Here is a 19,398-nt window from a genome sequence, read left to right on the forward strand (position 1 = left end):
TGCATCCGACGACCGCAGGGAGAGGAATGCACTCTTCCAAGAGAACCTTTAGTCTTAAAACGACGTAGGAGTCTCTTGAGTAAAGAAAATGAACAAAACATGATATAGAAACTATAACCTCTATTCATGTTCCTATTCTTTTGTCTTGATACAAAAGAACCAAAAAATCAAGGCTTACATGAGCTTCTCTAAATTTATTGCTCACTGCACTGCATGCGCTTAACTCGGGCGGCACACCGCCCTCAAACAGAATCGCCTGCTACGTTCCGCTCCCTGCAAATTTTACGAGAACCTCATGATAGGCCGGTACTGGTGTTCTATCAGACTTGAGACAATAGAAGAAAGCTACAAGAATAAAAAGCATACGTATCCATACCCGAAGGGTAAACGAATTATAAATTCCCTCGGTTCAGAATAGGCGTAAGGGCAGAGCGTTAAGAAAAGGTCTACCAGACCTTTTTAGCGAATGAGCCAGGTGGCGCATAGGCTTTGAGATGGTCTACGTTCCCTCAATAAGGATTGCTCTTGCTATAACACGAGTAGCGACGCGGAACGCACAAGACAATTTTCGGCCGTACAACGGCTTTGTAAAGCGTAACTTATCTCACAAGACTAAATCTGAAATTCAAGACCAGCTTTAGAAAATTTAATCTCGATTATCGAGTAAATTACTGCTTCCAGTAATCCACGACTAGAACATCTTCTAAAAACGGACCTAACAGAGCTCCAAATTCTTTATGCTTGGGATGCACCAAATACTGATCGCGATCTTGCTCACTCGTGAAGGTTACAAAAAAGCAATGGGTAAAACCTTTGTTCAAGTTTTCCGGACTGTTGTTGAGTCCCCATTCAAAAGCTTTAATCTCATCAATTTCAACAGCTAGGTTTGCAAAGGCAGCTTCTATTTTTTCAACTTCAGCGGGGCTTGCGGTTTCTTTAAAACTGAATAACACCACATGACGCAATTGACGCGCTTGCTCTTCAGTTTGTTCTACAACAGCTTCATCAACATCTGAAGTTGCATTTTTACAGCTAATAAGCAGTAGTAAACCTATTAGCAAGTAGCCTGTGTTTCTCATGATTTAACTTTAATTCTTTATTACCGATCTATGGTTATATCCGTTTTATCAATAATCTCCTGAGCGCTTTCAAAGTCAGCTTTAGGAACGTATAACTCTATAGCATTCTGCGGAACTCCGAAACCTCCCAATCGAGCTGATTCAACGTGATCCTTTATACGGGTTGAAATGTTTTCTTGATCCAAAAGGAACGCAATTCGATTTATTATAATCGAAGTATTGGTCATTATTTTTAGGTAGTCTTCCATATTCTAAAACCTTATTTTTAAAAACCCGATACGGGTCTCAACCTATTCTGAATATAGAAATTTAGGACTTTCTACTCGTATAATTCAGCTTAACGATTAATTTAATCGTACTAAACACCATGTTTTTAACTCACAAACAACACCCATATATGCTTTAAGACAAGGGGCACCCGTTGTACAAGGCGATCACTTTTTTGAAATCGATCGAAGTGTTCAGTTCGTAGAAATACTTCAATTGCCATTTTTGAGTGCGTACCGCTTGTTTACTTTGCGCGATGTCCCAAATGGGGTATACTCTAAATGCGCGTTTACCTGCTCGCGTTGCTGATGAGATGATCCCTTTATCAAGCAGTACTTCTTTTGGAAATACAAACTGGTCAAAAGCCTCTGCTGTGTTTACATTGACTACATACAAATCCACAGGATCTTGTTCATCAAACGGCTCAATAGGTCCGTTGCCAGTACGTTTCCAGAACGTCACAAACTGCCCGACTTTCTTAGGCGTAATTTTTGAGCTTCTGCTTACGATTCGTGTTCCGTTCAATTTAAACCGGCACGCATCATATGCTTTACTTTCCGGCTCAGTTACAAACTCTGAAATCTCCAGTGAACATTTATCGTAAACTTCTGTTTTTAGGGTATTCAGGTTCTTATACATACAAGTGGTGTTCCTTTAAAAGCGCTCATTTGATTGTATTTTCCTTTTACAAGCTAATAACTCCGTTTTCTATAGTGAAGCGATACAGAACCGAAGAATCTACCGGAGTACCTTTATAAGTGCCGGGTTTCCAGTCTTTCATTCTAGAAAATACCGCTACAATTTGCTGATCGAGTTCAGGGCTTTGGGTTTTGTTATCGATCTGGCAACGCACCATCGTTCCCTCACAGTTTACGATTAGATTCACCATACCGGTATCGCTATAGGTGGGCTTATCTTTTAAAAAGGTTACCTCAGCATTTAGCGCTTCCGAGAGTTGCTTTTTGGTTAGTGGCGGTTGCGCTTTAACCTGTCCGTTACCTTCAAAAGGCAGCAACGCCAGTACTTTAGTGTTATCACACACTCCGGGTATGGGTTCGTCTACCTGCATGGTTGCCATAAAATTACCCAGACCTGAAGTAGGTTTTTGGCTCGATGCGCATGCCAGTACAAGCGGTAAAGCGACTACCGCAATCAGGATTTTTTTCATGGGTTTTGAGGTTTTAACTGTTTGATAATTTTAAAGAATCGGTTCAGTCAATACTGCGTTCATGCTAGGCTCCCGTTATACAACGGGACAAGCTGTACCGGCCGCAGGAACGCTAATTATTGGCAGTAGTATTTTTTATTCCGTTGTCCATTTATCTCTTCTTTTCTCTTGGTCATTTTGTGAGAGATAATGAATAGCAATCAACAACTGAATATTGGGATTGTTCAAATTAAAGTCGTTTGGGTTTTTGTAAATCCGTTGTTGAAGTAAACCCATTGATTCAAAATCGCCCGCAGCAATAAGATTTTCAACGTATTCTTTTATTTCCGCATTATCTTTTCCGAGTTCAGTCAAATATTTTTGATATTTTCCATTGTATTTTAAACCTATACTTTTTAATTCTAATCCAGTTTTTGGGTGAGTCGCTTTTCCAAATTCCCATATTTCATTAAATGTAGATTTGGAAATCGAATTATAAAGTTCCTTTTGTTTTTCAAAATCTACTTTTTCTAAAATCGTTTGCCAACCATTTTCTAATAATTCAGGTAATATTTTAGAAAAGCAACTTTTAAAGTCCGAGTTTTTATTATCACAGATTTGATTTTTAAAAAAGTCCGTTATCCTATTTAGGTCAAAGATTTGTTCGGTCGAAAAATTATCTTTTAATTCAGTCGCAGAATATTGAGCCTTACAGGAAAAACTCACTTGTAAAATTGCAACTCCAATTATCAATATTATCGCTTTTTTCATAATTATCCACAACATGTTTGCTATGGTTTCGCTTTTTTATTTATCGTAATCCTTTTGTTTTTAAATCAGCATAAACTTCTTGAGATCCGTGAATTTCTTTTCCAAACATTATGTTTATATCGTATTCAATTCTGTATTCGTTCAACACTTGGTCAATTCTATCTATTTTGTATTTTGCAGCTCCAATATCCTGTCGGTGTTTGTTTAAAGTTCCAAAAGCCATTCCAAGTGGTGCAAGGCCAACTCCCATAATTATTATAGGTACTGTTGAAATAACTCCGCTATCCAAAGCATATTTGCCTAACAAATATCCGCCCACAATTACTGCAATTCCAATTATAAGGAAAACAGCAAAATATATGTAAGTCAAAGTTTTTTTTCGTTTAAAGTTTTCGTATTCAATGTTTACTGATTTGAGTTTGTTTTCAAACTTGTCAGTCAGTTTAATTGTTGCACAAGTTTTATTAAATTGAGGCTTCCGGTCAGTTAATCCACAAGTTGTGCCTATTTTCAAATCAGTTTTCTGATTATCGCACAATTCACAATGCCTGGTTAAATCCATCTAATTTTAAGGTCAGTTTAGTTCGATTTTCAATTTAATGTGTTTCGGTCAAAATGCACCACAACTCGTTATATCCACATTAAATATAAACATATCCCTTAAAATTTACGAGATAGCATCACTTTTTGACGATGCTATCCGTTGAGATCTGATAAGATTTGATGCCGTACTGTAAGATACGGTACACTAAAAACTGACTCATCCCGCTGAGTACTGGTCCGCTACCCTATTCCAATTTTAAATTTAGTTACTTTCTGTTTTAGCACTTCCTGCTTTTATAGCATGGACTTCCCACCAAATAGATGCAGCGCTCCGCCATCGCCTACAACCTTAAGAAGCACCTCAAGTTCACACAAAAACGGATGAAAAGCGGAGCAGGAATGCTCGGCTTGTTTTTTAGACTAAAAAACAGCCCTAAAAGAGGCGTTTAAAGCGTTGCTAATGCTCGTTAATTCCAATGTTTATCCAACGGCTCTCAAACAAGAAAACCGCTTAAAAGCGGCTTAGATGAATTAGTTTTATACAAATTATAGACTTGTGCAACGGCTACCGGTATTGTAAAACGTATTTATTTATTCATAATTTGAGTCGCTTCCCAAACATATTCTTTTCCAAATTCACCAAAGTAACTTATGTAATCACCATTTTTAGAAATAACTACAAAACTGCTACAAGGATAATGGTATTCAAAAAATAGTCTTTCAATGGTTTTTTCAGGGTCTTTTTTCCAATTTAAAATTCCATTGTATTTTTCAAGTCCATCGTTATCTTTAAATATATATAATGGCTTTACTTGAGCGACTTGATTTAATCCATCTTCTAATTGTCCGTACCAACTTTTAATCCATTCGGTGTTAGTTGTACCACTACTGTTACAACGGTCTTTACCTGGATAGTAGATAATTACAATAGGTTTGTCAGAATCTAATTCACGGTCTGTGGCTTTTTCAAGTAATAATTCAAGACTTTTTCTGTCATTTATTTTTCCTAGCTTTTCTCTCAAAGTCAATTTTTTATGATTGATTGAATCTCCGGGAATGTCCAACAATTTATTCGTAGAGCGAATTCGGTTGAATTTAGATTTACTTATTTCTACATTATTTTCATCAAAGTATCTGGTCGTTTCTTTTCCAGTTTTAGTAACTGAACAAGAGTAAATTAAAATTCCGATTAATGATGTTAGCAGGACTTTTTTCATATGTTTTACAACTCGTTATATCAGTATTAAATATAGCCATATCAATCAAAATTTAGGGATATCAACACTTTTTCATGATGCCCAAACACCCCAACACGTTCCTCATCATTTCTATACAAGCCAGAATTCACCCCGTTTACAATAAGTTGTTCCAATTCGGCAGGCTGATAGCAGTTAAGTTCAAATGTTGCGATGAGGTCGTTTTCATAATCACCGTGTCCAACACCATTATAGCGTTCAAAGATAAAGGCAGCTTCTTCAACTTGATCGATATTCAAATACATGACTTTCTTTAGTACTACTTCTCCTAAATTAACTACACACTCAAATTAAGCAAACTTCCCAAAACGATCAAACACAGCATATGCAAATAACTTCTAAGGGGGGCTAGTCTTCCCTTCGTTCACGCGCGATTGTATCGCGTGTATAACGTAATCTAAATAGTATACCTTCTTTTCACCAGCATAGTGAGAAGCCTCCCTTGGTCAATTAAACTCGGCTTCATAAGTATAGGGGTTTTCTACATCTCGACTCTCATCGTGATAGATCAAAAAGGTCGCTTTGTTTTCATCAAACGCTACCGTCTCTATCTTATGAATGTTGACTACACAATGAGTATTTCCTGCATACAGCTGTCTGTCAAAAAGGAGGTAGGCCGATTCGGTAAGCACCAGACTTTCGCCACACGCCATAAAACCACCGTTACGAACTTCTACGTGATGGGTTGCATCTATATTAAACTTAGCCATAGGAGGCCCAAAGGGTAACGCCAATAAGTATAGGAAGAAGAGATACCCTTTTGAAAAAAGACTTAAGAGGCAACACAAAAAAACAGGAACGACAATGAGGCCACTCCATATTTTGGTTCTGATACGTTTAGATAACCCAAAAAGAATAAGCGTAGCAAGTAAAAACACCATTCCGATAATCGCACTAGTATATGCACCCTTAGGACGCAGCTCATTACTCAAGAGCACCACACACAGGATAGTGCCTACCAAGGAGAACAAGGCAATCCAGGTAAGTAGCTCTTCTGCTTTGGGAAACCTGGTCTTGGTAAACAACAAGACCCCACTTACCCCCAATGCCAGCACAACTAAACTTATAAATAGGATCATGGGTTATAAGGTTTTGATCGTGTGGTAATTTTAAAGAACCAGTTCAGTCAACACGGCGTTTATGCTAGGCTCCCCTTATACAACGGGACCAACTGTACCGGCCGCACGAATGCTAGTTATTGTAGCACGTTTTTATTTACAAACATTCTTTCTTCCAATTTCTACAATTTCCTCAATTCCAAATTTGTCAAAGCGTTCAAGTAAAGCACTCGCTCCATTCATTTTCTTAAACTCCAGTTCTTCTTTGTATAGTGGAATTAGCGTGTAAATGTCAACCGCTTTTCCATTTTCTAAATCTATTTGAGTAAAATCGTCCGACAATTCCATTGAATAAGCCAACATTATAGAGTTAAAGCCAATTCCTTCTGCAAATTCCTCGCCTTCTTCGTGTCCGTAAGTGTGTCCATATCCAAACCAAGTTTTATTCTCGTGAGGTGACATCATTATTTCTTTCATAATTCCAATTGGCCAATAGTTCTTTTCATCGCTAAAAGATTCATACTCCAAATTCCACTCTTTGGGAAGTAAAATCATAATCTCAGCAAATTCTGATGATTCAATATCCTCTGGAATTGTCATCGGTAAAGCACTCATTCCACAACTCAATAATATATGATATGGTCTGTCGTCTGTCGCTTTTATGAAGTAAATATCTCGATGAATTGTTTCAGATTCTATTTCGTCAAATACTTTGATATCGGCATCTTTGTCAAAAAATTGATCTAAATGATTATCAACTATTCCAACACTATTTGGGACATTTTTATTCATTTTTTTCTCGATATTTTGGGAATTAGCGAAAGTTGAAATTAAAATCAGCAATATTGTTTTACAGTTGATCATGTTCATTTGATTTCGGTTCTCCAATATTACTGACAACTCGTTATATCAACACTAAATATAGACATATTCGCCAGGCTGTGACGGGTGGTTGGCAATACGCTTATTGATCTATTAACCCATAAATCCCATGGTATCTGTTTTGATAACCGTAGGATCATCCTGAAAATTTCTGGCACTGTAGTACTTCCATGCTATAGGATTGGTAACAAAACCAGATTTTACCGGATTGTTATGGATATATTCCAGTTTTTGTTTTAGGACTATTCTGCTCCAAAGTTCAATGCGTTTATTAGGATGCTGCCAAAATGGATATTTGAGTAACATTTCCTTTCTTTCCGGCAGCCCTTTCAAACATCCAAAGAAGCCATTCTTTGCTACGTTCCTGTGGGTTTTCTAAAATAGCCTCAATCACTGCTTTTGATGTATATTTTTCAAAATCTCGTATCAAACCTGAAGGATCATCATGTGCAGACCGAAGTAGACTACCTCAGGGCAAGCCCATGAGGCATTGCTTGGAAACGAATTTTCAATTCCGAGACAAGCCTCGGAGTATTAAACCCTTTGGCGGTGCCAATAAAAGAGGAACATGGCTGGGTATAAGGTTGTATGCATAACGTTCTAGGCCTTTTTTCTTACGACAGTAAGCTATACGATCTGCTAATACCTCAAAATAGACCTGCCTTGTAAAAACATCAATCCAATGGACGGTAGCCAAGGAAACGCAATAGGGCGCTGTAGGGTTGTGAACTTTATAATTGCTGCTCATCCTATTAAGATCTGGTTTTAGTTGCTGTGTTAAAGCTCTTTATATGTGCCACCAGTCACAGACTGGCGGTAGCGGGGCTTGTGCAACGGCTACCATTGTTACCTGCTGGGCTTTATCTTGATTTCATTTTTCCAATTAGTTGTTGTTTATTGAATCCTGCTATTTGTATTATTTGGTCTCTTTTGTTTCTTTCTACAAAATTTGTATACAAATACCTCTTTATATATTCTCTTAAAATACATTGAGCAAGATAGTTGTACTTAACGTCTTCAAATAACCCTGCAAGTTCTTTTAAATCAATTTTGTCGTAAAATGTTTTAATTGCAAAAGTCACTATTTTTGACGCAGTGGAATCTATGTTAGCATTGACCTTATCGAATAATTCGTTTTGGCCTTTTGTTCCAACTGCAAACATCAAATTCGTCATACTTTCTACACATATTCTCCAAGATATAAATTGTAAAATCCTTCTTACTGTTTTCTCTATTTGTAAAGCATCAACTTCTCCTCGTTTATTCTTCTTTTCCTTTTCTTTAATATCCTCAACAATAGCCTCAATTAATAATTCTTTGTCCTTTTCTAACATTCCCGAATAGAAACCTAAAAACCTAAATACAGTATTATATGCAGCCCCAACTAATTTGATTAATTTTTCCTTTTCAAAATCACCACTTTGATTTTTTACAATTTGACCAATAATTTTGACAGTTCTGAATGCTTGGTTCATTTCAATTGCTTCCTTTGGCAAAATACCATCATCCATTTTTTCATCTTCCTTCAATTTTTGCCTTTCAATAGAATCCTTACGTTTTAGCTCATTTTTTACTTCTTCTTTTGGATTTCGTTCCTCAATTATTTCAGCTTTTATTTCATCTGTAAATTCCGAAATGAATTTCACAAATTCATCATCTTTGTTTAACGTAAGCGGTGATGCATTTTCAAAAGGCATTTCACTTGTGAATACAATACTATCTATTAGTATCTGTGCTTTAGTATGGTGAGAAAGGAAAATTAATATGTTAGCATTAATTTCTAAATGAATATGGTTACATAAACCATAAATTAAATCTTCATAATTATCAATCTCGGCAGAAACTTTTTGAGCAATTAAAAAATAATAGATGTACTTATATGAAAAACTGTAATATTCATCGTCAAATTTCAATATATTGGCATTACATAAAACATTAAGTATTTTATCATTCGTTAATGACTTATTCCTAAAAAATTTTGTATCGAAATTATTTTGAATAAATTTATCAAAATCACTTCTATTAAAAGGATTCTTATTTTCGTCATACATAAAAAAGGCAAGTTCTTTAAGAATGTTTAACAAACTCGTTAAAACAGAGTCTTTTATGCCTTCTTTAATTAAACCTGCTTTAATTAGAACTAGGTATATATTAGAATATGATGTTTGTGAGAAGTTCTGTAAGTTTTCATCTAAACTCTGTAATAGCGTTAAAATAAAAATTGGGTAAGAAGGCATAAGTCGATTACCTATTAAAGAATCTATTTCATCAAATCTTAATTTAACGTTTGTTAGTAGTACTTCTTCTTGGATAGTTAACTTGTTTTCCCCTATTAAAAGCCATTGTTCAATTAGTTCACTTCTCTTTTCGTGTCCTAAAGGAAGTAGTTTGAACTTTAAATAGTCCTTAAAACTTGTTGCTTCTTCAGTCACATTTTGGGAACTGTATGAATTGTCAGATGTTATAATGATATACTCAAAATTGTCATTTAAGGATTCAATTAATCTTTTTTTATACCTTGAGTTTAGATTTGATTTATGAAAGTTATCTAAAATCAGTATTTTTCTTTCTGTTTGAAAAAACAAATCGACATTATTATTGCCGTATTGCTCTTTCAGAGCTTTTTTAACTAGTTTTTTGACATTAGTTTCATTGCAATATTTACCTCTTAAATAAATAGGTGTGAACCCCATTTCATAATACCTTTTATAAAGAACATATAATAATGCGGTTTTTCCAGCTTGGTCTGCTCCCTCAAGCAATACATTTATTTTTTCATCGTTTTTAACTATTTCTATTAATTCAGATGAATTAGGGTATTGAGCTCCGCTATCCTCTTCAATTAATGGTTCTAAATCTGGATAAACAAAAATATCTGATAGTATAAGTTTAGGCTTTTTAGAGTGTTTTAATGGAATATTAAGTTCTGTGATTTTTCTTTCAAATTCACTAGTTATTTTAAACGCACGTTTATTCTTTTCAATAATCTTATGTTTATCTTCAAATTCAACTGTGTAAATAGTGCCATCAAAATTGAATGTTTTTATATTTATTGACTTATCGGTTAAATCAATTTCATATAATGAAAATCCTGTTTCATTTATTTCATTTTTGTCAAATGCTTTTCCACCACAAAACACTAAATTATTGTTTTTTTGAATTATTGCTTTTGAATTACCTTTATCGTGTTCGTGTCCATAAATAACTAAATTTGAACTGTTAATTAAATGCTCTTCAAAGCGTTGCTTATTATTTCTTTTGGTATTTGCAGAAAGCCAATCAATTGGGTGATGAAAAACTGAAATCACGTATTCACCATTTTCATTTTCAAGGAATTTATTTTCTGGGACAATTAAACTTCCTTGTTTTTCATCTATTTCAGTTAACCAACTTGTATTGTAACAATGAAAAGATACTTTAAAGTCAAGATGTGGTCTAAATTCATATTTAAATGACACTTCATTTCTACTTTTATATTCGGTCACTTCATTTGTAAAATCCCAAAAATTAGATTGAACAGCCATAGCGTCGACAAAGTAATCCTCTTCCTCTATAACATCTTTTTTACAATCATTGATTATAGATTTTCTAGTCTTTTTTTCATTATCAAAACAGCAATCATGATTTCCCGGAACAGCAATTATTTTAATTGTTAATAATCCACCTATATTCTTTAATTGATCAGTTAGTTCGTTAACTAGAGTTTTAGCGTTTTCAAATTCTTTTGTTCTTCCATAATTCGTTACATCTCCAGATAAAACTATATACAGATTTGATAATTGTTTTACGTCAAATTCAACAGCCTTAACAAGTTTAACTATTCTTTCTGTAAGTATTTCATCTTGTATATGTAAATCACTTAAATGTAATATCCCAATTTTCATATTTTTTATGGTTTTTTTCGCCTTGCAGGTAACTCGTTATATCAACAATAAATACCTATCCCCTCAAAACTTACGGGATATCAACAGATTCAGCATTCTGTATAAAACTACCCCAAAATCTCCAAACCCCTTTACACAATTCTGTAATTAGCAATCCATAAGCCGCTAAACCATGAAAATTGGGGGTATTTCCCCGGGGGTATGCTGCGCCCTTTAAGCCTTGTTTGACCCTTGTTTATCCGTTGTTTTACCGTTAAACCCCAGTGTTTATGGGAAAACAACGGTTAATTAACGGATGATCTATGCTTAAACCCCGAAAAATAGCCGTAAAAAGCCCCTGTCGTTAAGGTGTCAAAACCGTGTTAAACCCCAACGGCTTATAACCCATCCTTCATAACTTTAAAATCTAATACATTAAGATTTTAAAGTTATGAGCAACGCACTGGAAGCCTGGTTAGAAAAAGATACGTTTACCTCTAATGTAAGCCGCGGATTGATTTCCGGGGTGTTGGGGGGTATTGCCGGAACCGTTGTAAAAGCTGCTATTGAAAAAGTACTGCCGGTACGCAAACCCAATACGCGTTCTGCTCAGGTAAAAATGGTAGATGATCTTTCGATGCAATTAACGGGTGAGCGCATCAGTGAGAGCAATCATGAACTCGCAGAGCAACTGGTGAATATTCCGTTTGGTGCCAGTCTGGGTGCTACGTATGGCTATGCGAAACGCGATAAGCTAGACACCAATATTTTAGACGGTCTGGCGTATGGCGCAACAACCTGGGTGGGCACGCATGAGACTTCGTTACCCCTACTGGGTCTTAAGGATAATCCTACAGAAATTCCTGTAAGAATACAGATCAACGAGTTGATCGCGCATGCAGCCTTTGGGATCACTACCGAAATTGTACGGGGTATTATTGCCAAAAAACTCAGGGATTAGGTGCGCTTAAAGCGCTAACTTGCGTCAGTAAAGAACAGTCCTTAAAAAGGCTACAAAGCATTTATAAAATAGATCCTGGCTGATTATTAGCATCACTAAACTATAGTTTAAAAATGTCAAACGGAGCCTGTCGAAGTTTAGAAAGCAGCAAATTTGTTTGACTCCGATCATCGGACAAGTTCAAACCCTTGAAGCACGTGACTATTGAATTTAAAAGAGTATAGCGCAAAGATTCTCAGTTTTATAAACAGCACCGATTTTGCTAAAGCGCTGTTGATTACGGGTGGTTTAGTTATTCCTATTCTAACGGGCTATCTTTTAGACGCACTCAGTATCGGTCTCGCCATCGGAACCGGGGTCATGTTTAGTTCGCCAAGTACCGTTACCGGAAGTTTAAAAAACAAACGCATCGGTATTATCATTTCTGCTTTCTTGGGTGCACTCATCAGCTTTATTGGCAGTTATATTCCTGAAGTATATTGGATTCAATTACCCTATCTGGGTATCAGCATGTTTGCCCTTTCACTACTTTCTGTATACGGGTTTAGAGCTTCGCTCATCGGTTTTGCCGGACTCTTTGCTGTGGTGTTGAGCTTCGCCAATTTATCGGCTTCCGGTTTAAGTCCCATAGAACGCTCTGTACTCATTTTAATAGGTGGAATCTGGTATTTAGTACTGACGCTCATCTACGATCTCATCGCTCCTAAAAAGCAAGTAGAAGAGCTTTTAGAAACCGCAATAGGATTATGCGCCAGTTATATTGAAGCACGTGGAGCATTCTTAAAGCAAGCTACCGATCGCGATACCGGACTCAATCGCTTATTTACCATTCAAAGTGAGTTTAACGAGCATTTAGAAAAATTACGGGAAATCTTACTCATCAACCGGCATGCTTCCGGTACCTCGAGCTATTACCGAAAGCGCTTTTTGATTTTAGGCGAACTCGTAGACCTATCTGAGTTGTCGCTTACCAGTCCTATTCCGCCCCGTAAAATGCACGATGTTTTAAAAAACTATCCGGAGCAGTTGGAAGCGTTCATTCAACTGAATAAAGCGCAAAGCGAAAGTTTAAAACGCATCGCCCATACCAATCTTAAAAAGCACGATGTTAATTTAAGTCCGCTGGACACTGCCTTAAAAAACACGGCGCAAGCTCTGGAGCGCTACTTGGAAAACAACGCGTGGGACAGCAACTACCTGGTGGTTAAAAACCTCTATGAATTACAGGAAAAACAAGCCCAACGTATTTTTAGTATTGCAGACCTGCTGGACCGCAACAAGAGCATCAAAAGCACTAAATCTGATTCTACTCATGAGGTTGAACATTTTATAACCAGGCAAGATTATAGCTTTCAATTGATTCTGCAGAATCTCAACCGGGACTCCCCCATCTTTAGACACGCCTTTCGTATAGCCGTTACTGCGATACTGGGTTTTGGTTTAGGTAGCTTTTTTGAAGTTCAAAATCCGTATTGGATTTTGCTCACCATCGTGGTAATTATGAGGCCCGGTTATGGACTCACCAAACAACGTTCTCAACACCGAATCATGGGTACGCTCCTTGGTGCCGCAGTAGCTACGGGTATTGTTTATGTTTTTCAGGATGACAAAATGCTGTTTAGAATTCTGGCTATTTTGAGTTTTATTTTAGCGCAGGCATCCTTACAAAAAAACTACCGTACCGGTGCGCTTTTTATAACCCTGAGTATCATTTTTGCGTATGCCCTTTTAAAACCCGATGTGCTTTTGGTCATTCAATTTAGAGTGATTGATACCGCTATGGGCGCGGGTCTTGCCGCACTTGCAAATGCCTTTTTATGGCCAACCAAAGAAGCTAAAACCCTTAAACAAAACCTCTCAGAAAGCCTGATTGCCAATCGCGATTACTTAAAAGCGATAGAATCGCATTATGAGACTAAAGAAGAAATTGCCCTACCTTATAAGATGGCTCGAAAAAAAGCATTTTTAGCAACTGCTGCTTTAAATGCGGGCGTTCAGCGCTTATTACAAGAACCTAAAAAAACAGAAAAACTCACCGGGAAACTCTACGAACTCGCGGTACTCAATCACGCGTTCGTAGGTGGATTAGCCTCAATAGGAACCTACTTGCGCGGTCATAACGTGACCCGTATGGATGATGCTTTTCACAACTATACGGCACCTATTTATAAGAATATTAATACCGCAGTACAGCTACTGGAGGATACCATGAGTAATCCCGAAGCAGTAACAGATTCTGAAGCGTATTTTGGCAACTTATCTTTTAAAGAAAAGAATGAGCAGCTTTTTGAAACCCATATTCTCAGCGAACAACTAGAATCGCTTAAAAAGCTGAGCGAACAGTTTAACAAGCAATTGAAAAACTTAAAAGGCTAGATTGTTTAAATCGAATTGAGAATCGAGGCGGCTTTAAGCAGGGTTGCTTCTTCTTTGGCAAAACAAAAACGCAGCAATTGATCGTCTTTACCATTCACATTAAACACGGAAACCGGAATACTTGCGAGTCCGTTTTCTTTCGTCAGGCGTTCTGCAAAAGCCGGTGCAGGTTCGTCTGTTATTTTGCTATAATCCAGCATTTGAAAATACGTCCCGGCTGAAGGCGTAAATTGAAATCGGGAAGCTGCAATCGCCTCAATAAACACATCCCGCTTTCGTTGATAAAACGCACTTAGATTCAGGTAATGCCGGGGTTCTTCTAAATAGGTTGCCAAAGCAACCTGCGTAGGATGATGCACACAAAACACCGTGTTCTGATGTACTTTCTTGAATTCGTGCATCAATGCTTTTGGTGCTAAACAGTAACCTGTTTTCCACCCGGTGGTATGAAAAGTCTTCCCGAAAGAAGCCGTGATCAAAGAACGTTCTGCTAATCCCGGAACGCTTGCGACACTCTGATGCTTTTGGTTATCAAAAACAATATGTTCATATACCTCATCACTCAAGATTAAAATATTTGTACCGCGCACTAAATCTTCCAGCCGCTCCAAGTCTGCTTTCTGAAAGGTCATCCCACTGGGATTATGCGGATTGTTGATGATCAACATTCGGGTTTTTGGCGTGATAGCCGCTGCTACTGCATCCCAGTTGATATGCGTATAAGGCGCTTCTAACTGCACCGGAACCGGAACCCCTCCTTGTAATAAAATGCTAGGTTCATAGATATCATACGCCGGTTTCAGAACGATTACCTCATCATCCCGATGCACAAAAGCCGTGATGGCAACATACAAAGCTTCAGAAGCACCAACAGTCAGGGTGATTTCAGATTCCGGGTTGTAGTATTTTCCTCTAAGTTCCTGAACCAACTCTGCAATCTTTTCGCGTAAGCGTAAATTTCCTGCTAAGGGCGCATACTGATTGTGACCCGCTTGCATCGCTTCGGTTACCAGTTGTATCAAAGCCGGATCGGTATCAAAATCAGGAAAGCCTTGTGAGAGGTTGAGCGCGCCATAATCGGCTGCCAGTTTACTCATCACTGCAAAGATAGAAAGCTTGCTATCTGGTAATTTACTGCGCATTAGTCTTTTCTAAAATGGTCGGCTACAGCTTCTAACTCCTCGTACCATTGCTCACCAAATTTACGGATCAATGCCTCTTTAGTAAACTTATAAACCGGCACTTGTAGTTCTTTACCCAGGCTGCAGGCATCATCACAAATAGGCCATTTATGGTAATTCACTGCCGTAAATTTTGAATACTCCTGTAAACGCACGGGATACAAATGACACGAAATAGGCTTTCTAAAGTCCACTTCGCCTGCATTGTATGCATCCTCAATACCGCAAGAAGCAACACCTTCATTAGTAAAAGTCACATACGCACATTCAGCCCCATTAACTAACGGAGTTTCCAACTCATCCAAATCGGTTTTAATATGTGTGCCTTGAGCCTCAATAGCCGCAATGCCTTCTTCCCGTAAAAAGGGTTTTACTTTAGGATAAATAGCTTTAAGTATGGCTACTTCGTCTGGCTCTAAAGGAGCACCCGCCTCTCCGGCAACACAACACTCCCCTTTACACGCGGAAAGGTTACACACAAAATCCTTTTGAATGACCTCTTCTGAAACTATGGTTTGATCTATTTGAAACATAGCGCAAAGATACATTTTCTCAAATACTGTATCTGCTCCTGAGTAGTTAAGATACACGGCACTATAAAAGACTAAAAAAGCGTCTTTTAAGCAAAAACTCCACAGGTTATTTCTAGGTTAAAGCTACCTGTCAAACCTAGTATATATCAAGTAAACTACCTCGGAGCAAGCCTGTCTGCCAACAAAGGCAGGCCCACGAAGCATTCGTTAGAAACAAATTTTCAATTTCGCGGCATCCCGATAGCTCGGGACAGGGTATTAGACCCTTTGGCGGTGCCAATAAATAGATGTAATTTTGCGCATTCTTTAAAAAAAAGAACGATATGGCATTTGATATTAAAGAAATCGTAACGGCAACGATGATCTTATTTGCAATTATTGATATCATAGGCAGCATCCCTATCATCATTGGTTTGCGTGAAAAAGTAGGACACATTCAGAGTGAAAAAGCTTCTATTGTAGCTGCCATTCTTATGGTGGTGTTTTTATTTGTAGGTAAAGAGATTCTTACCTTAATAGGTATTGACGTAAACTCCTTTGCAGTGGCGGGTTCGTTTATTATATTTTTCATCGCTTTAGAGATGATTTTGGGTATTTCACTTTATAAAGACGATGCTCCGGAGACTGCCAGTGTAGTACCGCTTGCATTTCCCCTAGTAGCGGGTGCCGGCACAATGACCTCCTTGCTTTCACTTCGCGCAGAATATGCCGTAGAGAATATCATCGTTGCCATCATCATCAATATTCTTTTTGTATATGCCGTGCTTAAAGCATCGGGTAGAATCGGAAAAATCCTAGGAAAACAGGGAATTAATATCATACGCAAAATCTTTGGTGTAATTTTGCTGGCGATGGCTGTAAAGCTATTCACAACAAACATTCAAGGACTTTTTTAAATACACCCCATGAAAATCGCACTTTATATCATACTTGGCCTGGCAAGCGCATTGCTTATTTTTAATCTTACTAAAATTGATTATAGTGCTCCGTTTGAAGGAAATAGTATGGTAGGCGTTATTTCGGTTATCGCGTGTCTGTGTGCTATTTTGCTGGTTATAATCCTGATGATCTCCAGAAAGATTGCTGTTAAAAACAAAGAATTAAAAAGAAAGCCCAAGAACCAATAAACGCAGGGGTATTCTCTTTAAAGTAGCGTGACCAAAGTAGGGTTTATAAACTCATACACGACACCGGCTATAAAAGTAAGTATCGCCAATATCAAAAAGAATTTGTGTAGTTTTTGAAACACAATTGCCCGCTTGAGCTTTTTAAGCATCTTCCGGTTTTTAATACCGAGCATCTGCTCTTTAATCTCTGCTTCTGAAAGGTAAAACGGACTTACAGAAATACCGCTGGAAATCAAAATACCCGCGCTGTTATCAAGCAATCTGAAAATCGCTGCAATGCAAAAGATAAATATAGAAGCTATGATAACCATTACTCGTTCCTGCTTAAGACTATTATTTTCTGAATGGCTGCATCTTCATCGTTAATCAGTTTTTCAAAAACCGTATTGCCAAAAAGTTGCTGCGCCATTACGGCTTTAAGATAACACTTTAAATCATTTTTGTAATCTTTTACCCGAATTTTAAGATTTCTAAGATTCATGTAATCTACAAAACCCTGAATATTAAGATCTGAGATCGCAACTTCTTCGGTAAAGGCCTCTAACGAAAGACTGTTATAATACGGGCGGCGCTTTTCGATCAGTTCAAAAATAAAGCGTGACATATATCCCGCTCTTAAAGCATAGGTAATTGCTTCTTTCTCATAGTTGGTATCCTTCGGAATAAACACATCGGGAATAATACCACCACCACCGTAAACCACTTTTCCTCCAGGAGTTACATACCGCAAACTATCTGCAACCGTAATACTGTCTACACTTTGCATCTCCCCGTTTTTATAGCGTGATAAGTAATCTTCGTAATACGCCTTATTTCCGTCTGCATAAGGCCGCTGAATGCTTCTACCCGTAGGCGTATAATAACGTGCAATAGTAAGGCGCACGGCACTACCATCACCCAACTCCATCTCGCGTTGCACGAGTCCTTTTCCAAACGAGCGTCTTCCTACGATGATGCCGCGGTCGTTATCTTGCAAAGCACCCGCAACAATCTCACTGGCCGAAGCAGAGTTCTCATTGATCAGGACATAAACGTTACCTTGCTCAAACTCTCCCGCATCGGTAGCATACGCATTTTCTATTTTTCCGGTCTTGTTCTTAGTAAACAAGATGAGTTTATCTTCTTCTAAAAACTGATCTGCTATTTGTTCTGCTGCCGAAATATAACCTCCGGGATTGCCGCGCAAGTCTAAGATCAGCTCTTTGGCTCCCTTCCGCTTGAGCGAAAGAATTGCTTTTTCAAATTCCTGTGGTGTGCTTTCTGCAAACCGATTGATCTTGATATAGCCTAAAGTATCTGTAGCCATATACGAAGCATCAACACTTTTTAAAGGAACTACAGATCGGGTAACCGTAAAATCAAGTAAATCCTTAATTCCCGGGCGTTTTACTTTAAGAACTACTTTAGTATTCGCCTGACCTTTTAACTGATTGGTGATTGAATCGTCTGCGACAATAGCTCCCGTCAAGGCTTGGCCATCTGCTGCAACAATACGGTCACCACCGCGGATGCCTACTTTTTCACTAGGTCCACCGGGAATGGCTTGTATAACAGCAATACTGTCTTTAAAATTATAAAAGCTGATACCGATACCTACAAAATCCCCTTTCATACTCTCATTCACCTGCTGTAATTCACTCGGTGGAATATACACGGAATGCGGATCGAGATTCTCCAGAATTCCATTTACAGTAACTTCAACAATAGAATCGGTATTTATAGGATCTACGTACTCATAGTCGATGTAATCAATGAGCCGGTTGAGTTTTTCTTTCTTAGAGTTTCCCCCTAGAATGTTGGTGGGATTGTTGCTGTAATTAAACTGGCTGCCAATGTAGATGCCTAAAGCAACAGCCACGCAGAAGAATATGGGCAGGTATTTTTTTTGGTAACCTCCCATTATTCGTCAATATTTTCAATACAAGCTACCTGTACTCCCGCGCGTTTTAAGAAATCAATTCCGCTGGGATCTTTATAGGCTTTATTAAAAACCACCCGTTTGATACCCGCCTGGTGCACCAGTTTACTGCATTCGGTACAAGGAGACAAGGTAATGTAAAGGGTAGCCCCTATACAAGCCTGTGTAGATGAAGCTACTTTGAGTATTGCATTAGCTTCCGCATGAAGCACATACCACTTGGTATACCCCTCTTCATCTTCACATACATTTTCAAAACCCGTAGGGGTGCCGTTATATCCGTCAGAGATGATCATCTTATCCTTAACGATAAGCGCGCCCACTTGTTTTCTTTTGCAGTAAGAAAGTTTTGCCCATTCGCGTGCCATACGTAAATAAGCGATATCGTACGTGTGTTGTTTATCTGAAGTGATTGAAGACATATATTTATAAAACC

General features: G+C 37.9%; 21 protein-coding genes. 4 read left to right on the forward strand and 17 right to left on the reverse strand.

Features of this window, described 5'->3' with window-relative positions; all coding sequences use genetic code 11:
- Positions 1–668: 668 nt before the first annotated feature.
- From BUB91_RS10950 to BUB91_RS11005, 12 genes are all read right to left on the reverse strand, one after another.
- On the reverse strand, positions 669–1,079 hold the full coding sequence (locus tag BUB91_RS10950; RefSeq protein ID WP_073099284.1) for a Dabb family protein: 411 nt from the start codon (positions 1,077–1,079) through the stop codon (positions 669–671).
- Between the two features lie 20 nt (positions 1,080–1,099).
- Positions 1,100–1,327, reverse strand: a complete 228-nt coding sequence (locus tag BUB91_RS10955; protein ID WP_073099285.1) for a putative signal transducing protein — start codon at positions 1,325–1,327, stop codon at positions 1,100–1,102.
- 154 nt (positions 1,328–1,481) lie between these two features.
- Positions 1,482–1,985: a MepB family protein gene (locus tag BUB91_RS10960; protein WP_073099286.1), complete on the reverse strand. Its 504-nt coding sequence runs from the start codon at positions 1,983–1,985 to the stop codon at positions 1,482–1,484.
- Between the two features lie 46 nt (positions 1,986–2,031).
- On the reverse strand, positions 2,032–2,514 hold the full coding sequence (locus BUB91_RS10965; protein WP_073099287.1) for an energy transducer TonB: 483 nt from the start codon (positions 2,512–2,514) through the stop codon (positions 2,032–2,034).
- A 135-nt stretch (positions 2,515–2,649) separates the two neighbouring features.
- Positions 2,650–3,264: a hypothetical protein gene (locus BUB91_RS10970; RefSeq protein ID WP_241652601.1), complete on the reverse strand. Its 615-nt coding sequence runs from the start codon at positions 3,262–3,264 to the stop codon at positions 2,650–2,652.
- A gap of 40 nt (positions 3,265–3,304) precedes the next feature.
- Positions 3,305–3,826 carry a hypothetical protein gene (locus BUB91_RS10975; RefSeq protein ID WP_073099288.1) on the reverse strand — a complete coding sequence of 174 codons (522 nt, stop codon included), beginning with the start codon at positions 3,824–3,826 and terminating at the stop codon, positions 3,305–3,307.
- Positions 3,827–4,394: 568 nt separating this feature from the next.
- Positions 4,395–5,024: a hypothetical protein gene (locus BUB91_RS10980; RefSeq protein WP_073099289.1), complete on the reverse strand. Its 630-nt coding sequence runs from the start codon at positions 5,022–5,024 to the stop codon at positions 4,395–4,397.
- A 41-nt stretch (positions 5,025–5,065) separates the two neighbouring features.
- Entirely contained in the window at positions 5,066–5,308 is a 243-nt protein-coding gene (locus tag BUB91_RS10985; protein ID WP_073099290.1) for a hypothetical protein, read from the reverse strand.
- 201 nt (positions 5,309–5,509) lie between these two features.
- Complete coding sequence (locus BUB91_RS10990; protein WP_073099291.1) at positions 5,510–6,142, reverse strand: hypothetical protein; 633 nt, start codon at positions 6,140–6,142, stop codon at positions 5,510–5,512.
- A 132-nt stretch (positions 6,143–6,274) separates the two neighbouring features.
- A complete protein-coding gene (locus BUB91_RS10995; protein ID WP_073099292.1) occupies positions 6,275–6,985 on the reverse strand; it encodes a suppressor of fused domain protein in 711 nt (236 codons plus the stop codon).
- A 111-nt stretch (positions 6,986–7,096) separates the two neighbouring features.
- On the reverse strand, positions 7,097–7,309 hold the full coding sequence (locus tag BUB91_RS21555) for a hypothetical protein (protein WP_317041342.1): 213 nt from the start codon (positions 7,307–7,309) through the stop codon (positions 7,097–7,099).
- A gap of 554 nt (positions 7,310–7,863) precedes the next feature.
- Positions 7,864–10,887, reverse strand: a complete 3,024-nt coding sequence (locus tag BUB91_RS11005) for a metallophosphoesterase (protein WP_073099293.1) — start codon at positions 10,885–10,887, stop codon at positions 7,864–7,866.
- Positions 10,888–11,317: 430 nt separating this feature from the next.
- Here BUB91_RS11005 and BUB91_RS11010 point away from each other — a divergent pair, with 430 nt between their 5' ends.
- Together BUB91_RS11010 and BUB91_RS11015 are read left to right on the forward strand one after the other, a co-directional pair.
- Positions 11,318–11,827 (forward strand): DUF1440 domain-containing protein, encoded by a 510-nt coding sequence (locus tag BUB91_RS11010; protein WP_073099294.1) that lies wholly within the window; start codon positions 11,318–11,320, stop codon positions 11,825–11,827.
- A 204-nt stretch (positions 11,828–12,031) separates the two neighbouring features.
- Complete coding sequence (locus BUB91_RS11015) at positions 12,032–14,203, forward strand: FUSC family protein (RefSeq protein ID WP_073099295.1); 2,172 nt, start codon at positions 12,032–12,034, stop codon at positions 14,201–14,203.
- 5 nt (positions 14,204–14,208) lie between these two features.
- On the opposite strand, the gene BUB91_RS11020 is transcribed toward BUB91_RS11015, so the two are convergent.
- Both BUB91_RS11020 and BUB91_RS11025 read right to left on the reverse strand, forming a co-directional pair.
- Positions 14,209–15,345 carry a methionine aminotransferase gene (locus BUB91_RS11020; protein ID WP_073099296.1) on the reverse strand — a complete coding sequence of 379 codons (1,137 nt, stop codon included), beginning with the start codon at positions 15,343–15,345 and terminating at the stop codon, positions 14,209–14,211.
- Positions 15,345–15,917: a DUF3109 family protein gene (locus BUB91_RS11025; RefSeq protein WP_073099399.1), complete on the reverse strand. Its 573-nt coding sequence runs from the start codon at positions 15,915–15,917 to the stop codon at positions 15,345–15,347. Before BUB91_RS11025 ends, BUB91_RS11020 begins: the two co-directional genes overlap by 1 nt.
- A gap of 323 nt (positions 15,918–16,240) precedes the next feature.
- Here BUB91_RS11025 and BUB91_RS11030 point away from each other — a divergent pair, with 323 nt between their 5' ends.
- Both BUB91_RS11030 and BUB91_RS11035 read left to right on the forward strand, forming a co-directional pair.
- Positions 16,241–16,813 (forward strand): MarC family protein, encoded by a 573-nt coding sequence (locus BUB91_RS11030; RefSeq protein ID WP_073099297.1) that lies wholly within the window; start codon positions 16,241–16,243, stop codon positions 16,811–16,813.
- Between the two features lie 9 nt (positions 16,814–16,822).
- Complete coding sequence (locus BUB91_RS11035; protein WP_073099298.1) at positions 16,823–17,044, forward strand: hypothetical protein; 222 nt, start codon at positions 16,823–16,825, stop codon at positions 17,042–17,044.
- A 17-nt stretch (positions 17,045–17,061) separates the two neighbouring features.
- Here the strand turns inward: BUB91_RS11035 and BUB91_RS11040 are convergent, their stop codons facing one another.
- The 3 genes from BUB91_RS11040 to BUB91_RS11050 are packed head-to-tail and all read right to left on the reverse strand — an operon-like array spanning position 17,062 to position 19,384.
- Positions 17,062–17,355 (reverse strand): hypothetical protein, encoded by a 294-nt coding sequence (locus BUB91_RS11040; protein ID WP_073099299.1) that lies wholly within the window; start codon positions 17,353–17,355, stop codon positions 17,062–17,064.
- Positions 17,355–18,944: a S41 family peptidase gene (locus BUB91_RS11045; protein ID WP_073099300.1), complete on the reverse strand. Its 1,590-nt coding sequence runs from the start codon at positions 18,942–18,944 to the stop codon at positions 17,355–17,357. Before BUB91_RS11045 ends, BUB91_RS11040 begins: the two co-directional genes overlap by 1 nt.
- Positions 18,944–19,384 (reverse strand): deoxycytidylate deaminase, encoded by a 441-nt coding sequence (locus tag BUB91_RS11050; RefSeq protein ID WP_073099301.1) that lies wholly within the window; start codon positions 19,382–19,384, stop codon positions 18,944–18,946. The genes BUB91_RS11045 and BUB91_RS11050 overlap by 1 nt, the downstream gene beginning before the upstream one ends.
- Between the last annotated feature and the right edge of the window lie 14 nt (positions 19,385–19,398).

The organism is Leeuwenhoekiella marinoflava DSM 3653 (assembly GCF_900129005.1).
Taxonomy (GTDB): Bacteria; Bacteroidota; Bacteroidia; order Flavobacteriales; family Flavobacteriaceae; genus Leeuwenhoekiella; species Leeuwenhoekiella marinoflava.

What these genes read in the sequence shown, in the direction of transcription:
- BUB91_RS10980 (WP_073099289.1), bottom strand. Translation starts at nt 5,024, where the DNA reads ATGAAAAAAGTCCTGCTAACATCATTAATCGGAATTTTAATTTACTCT.
- BUB91_RS10995 (WP_073099292.1), bottom strand. Translation starts at nt 6,985, where the DNA reads ATGATCAACTGTAAAACAATATTGCTGATTTTAATTTCAACTTTCGCT.
- BUB91_RS10950 (WP_073099284.1), bottom strand. Translation starts at nt 1,079, where the DNA reads ATGAGAAACACAGGCTACTTGCTAATAGGTTTACTACTGCTTATTAGC.
- BUB91_RS11040 (WP_073099299.1), bottom strand. Translation starts at nt 17,355, where the DNA reads ATGGTTATCATAGCTTCTATATTTATCTTTTGCATTGCAGCGATTTTC.
- BUB91_RS11020 (WP_073099296.1), bottom strand. Translation starts at nt 15,345, where the DNA reads ATGCGCAGTAAATTACCAGATAGCAAGCTTTCTATCTTTGCAGTGATG.
- BUB91_RS10990 (WP_073099291.1), bottom strand. Translation starts at nt 6,142, where the DNA reads ATGATCCTATTTATAAGTTTAGTTGTGCTGGCATTGGGGGTAAGTGGG.
- BUB91_RS11045 (WP_073099300.1), bottom strand. Translation starts at nt 18,944, where the DNA reads ATGGGAGGTTACCAAAAAAAATACCTGCCCATATTCTTCTGCGTGGCT.
- BUB91_RS11035 (WP_073099298.1), top strand. Translation starts at nt 16,823, where the DNA reads ATGAAAATCGCACTTTATATCATACTTGGCCTGGCAAGCGCATTGCTT.
- BUB91_RS11010 (WP_073099294.1), top strand. Translation starts at nt 11,318, where the DNA reads ATGAGCAACGCACTGGAAGCCTGGTTAGAAAAAGATACGTTTACCTCT.
- BUB91_RS21555 (WP_317041342.1), bottom strand. Translation starts at nt 7,309, where the DNA reads ATGTTACTCAAATATCCATTTTGGCAGCATCCTAATAAACGCATTGAA.
- BUB91_RS11005 (WP_073099293.1), bottom strand. Translation starts at nt 10,887, where the DNA reads ATGAAAATTGGGATATTACATTTAAGTGATTTACATATACAAGATGAA.
- BUB91_RS10965 (WP_073099287.1), bottom strand. Translation starts at nt 2,514, where the DNA reads ATGAAAAAAATCCTGATTGCGGTAGTCGCTTTACCGCTTGTACTGGCA.
- BUB91_RS11050 (WP_073099301.1), bottom strand. Translation starts at nt 19,384, where the DNA reads ATGTCTTCAATCACTTCAGATAAACAACACACGTACGATATCGCTTAT.
- BUB91_RS10985 (WP_073099290.1), bottom strand. Translation starts at nt 5,308, where the DNA reads ATGTATTTGAATATCGATCAAGTTGAAGAAGCTGCCTTTATCTTTGAA.
- BUB91_RS10955 (WP_073099285.1), bottom strand. Translation starts at nt 1,327, where the DNA reads ATGGAAGACTACCTAAAAATAATGACCAATACTTCGATTATAATAAAT.
- BUB91_RS10960 (WP_073099286.1), bottom strand. Translation starts at nt 1,985, where the DNA reads ATGTATAAGAACCTGAATACCCTAAAAACAGAAGTTTACGATAAATGT.
- BUB91_RS11030 (WP_073099297.1), top strand. Translation starts at nt 16,241, where the DNA reads ATGGCATTTGATATTAAAGAAATCGTAACGGCAACGATGATCTTATTT.
- BUB91_RS10975 (WP_073099288.1), bottom strand. Translation starts at nt 3,826, where the DNA reads ATGGATTTAACCAGGCATTGTGAATTGTGCGATAATCAGAAAACTGAT.
- BUB91_RS10970 (WP_241652601.1), bottom strand. Translation starts at nt 3,264, where the DNA reads ATGAAAAAAGCGATAATATTGATAATTGGAGTTGCAATTTTACAAGTG.
- BUB91_RS11025 (WP_073099399.1), bottom strand. Translation starts at nt 15,917, where the DNA reads ATGTTTCAAATAGATCAAACCATAGTTTCAGAAGAGGTCATTCAAAAG.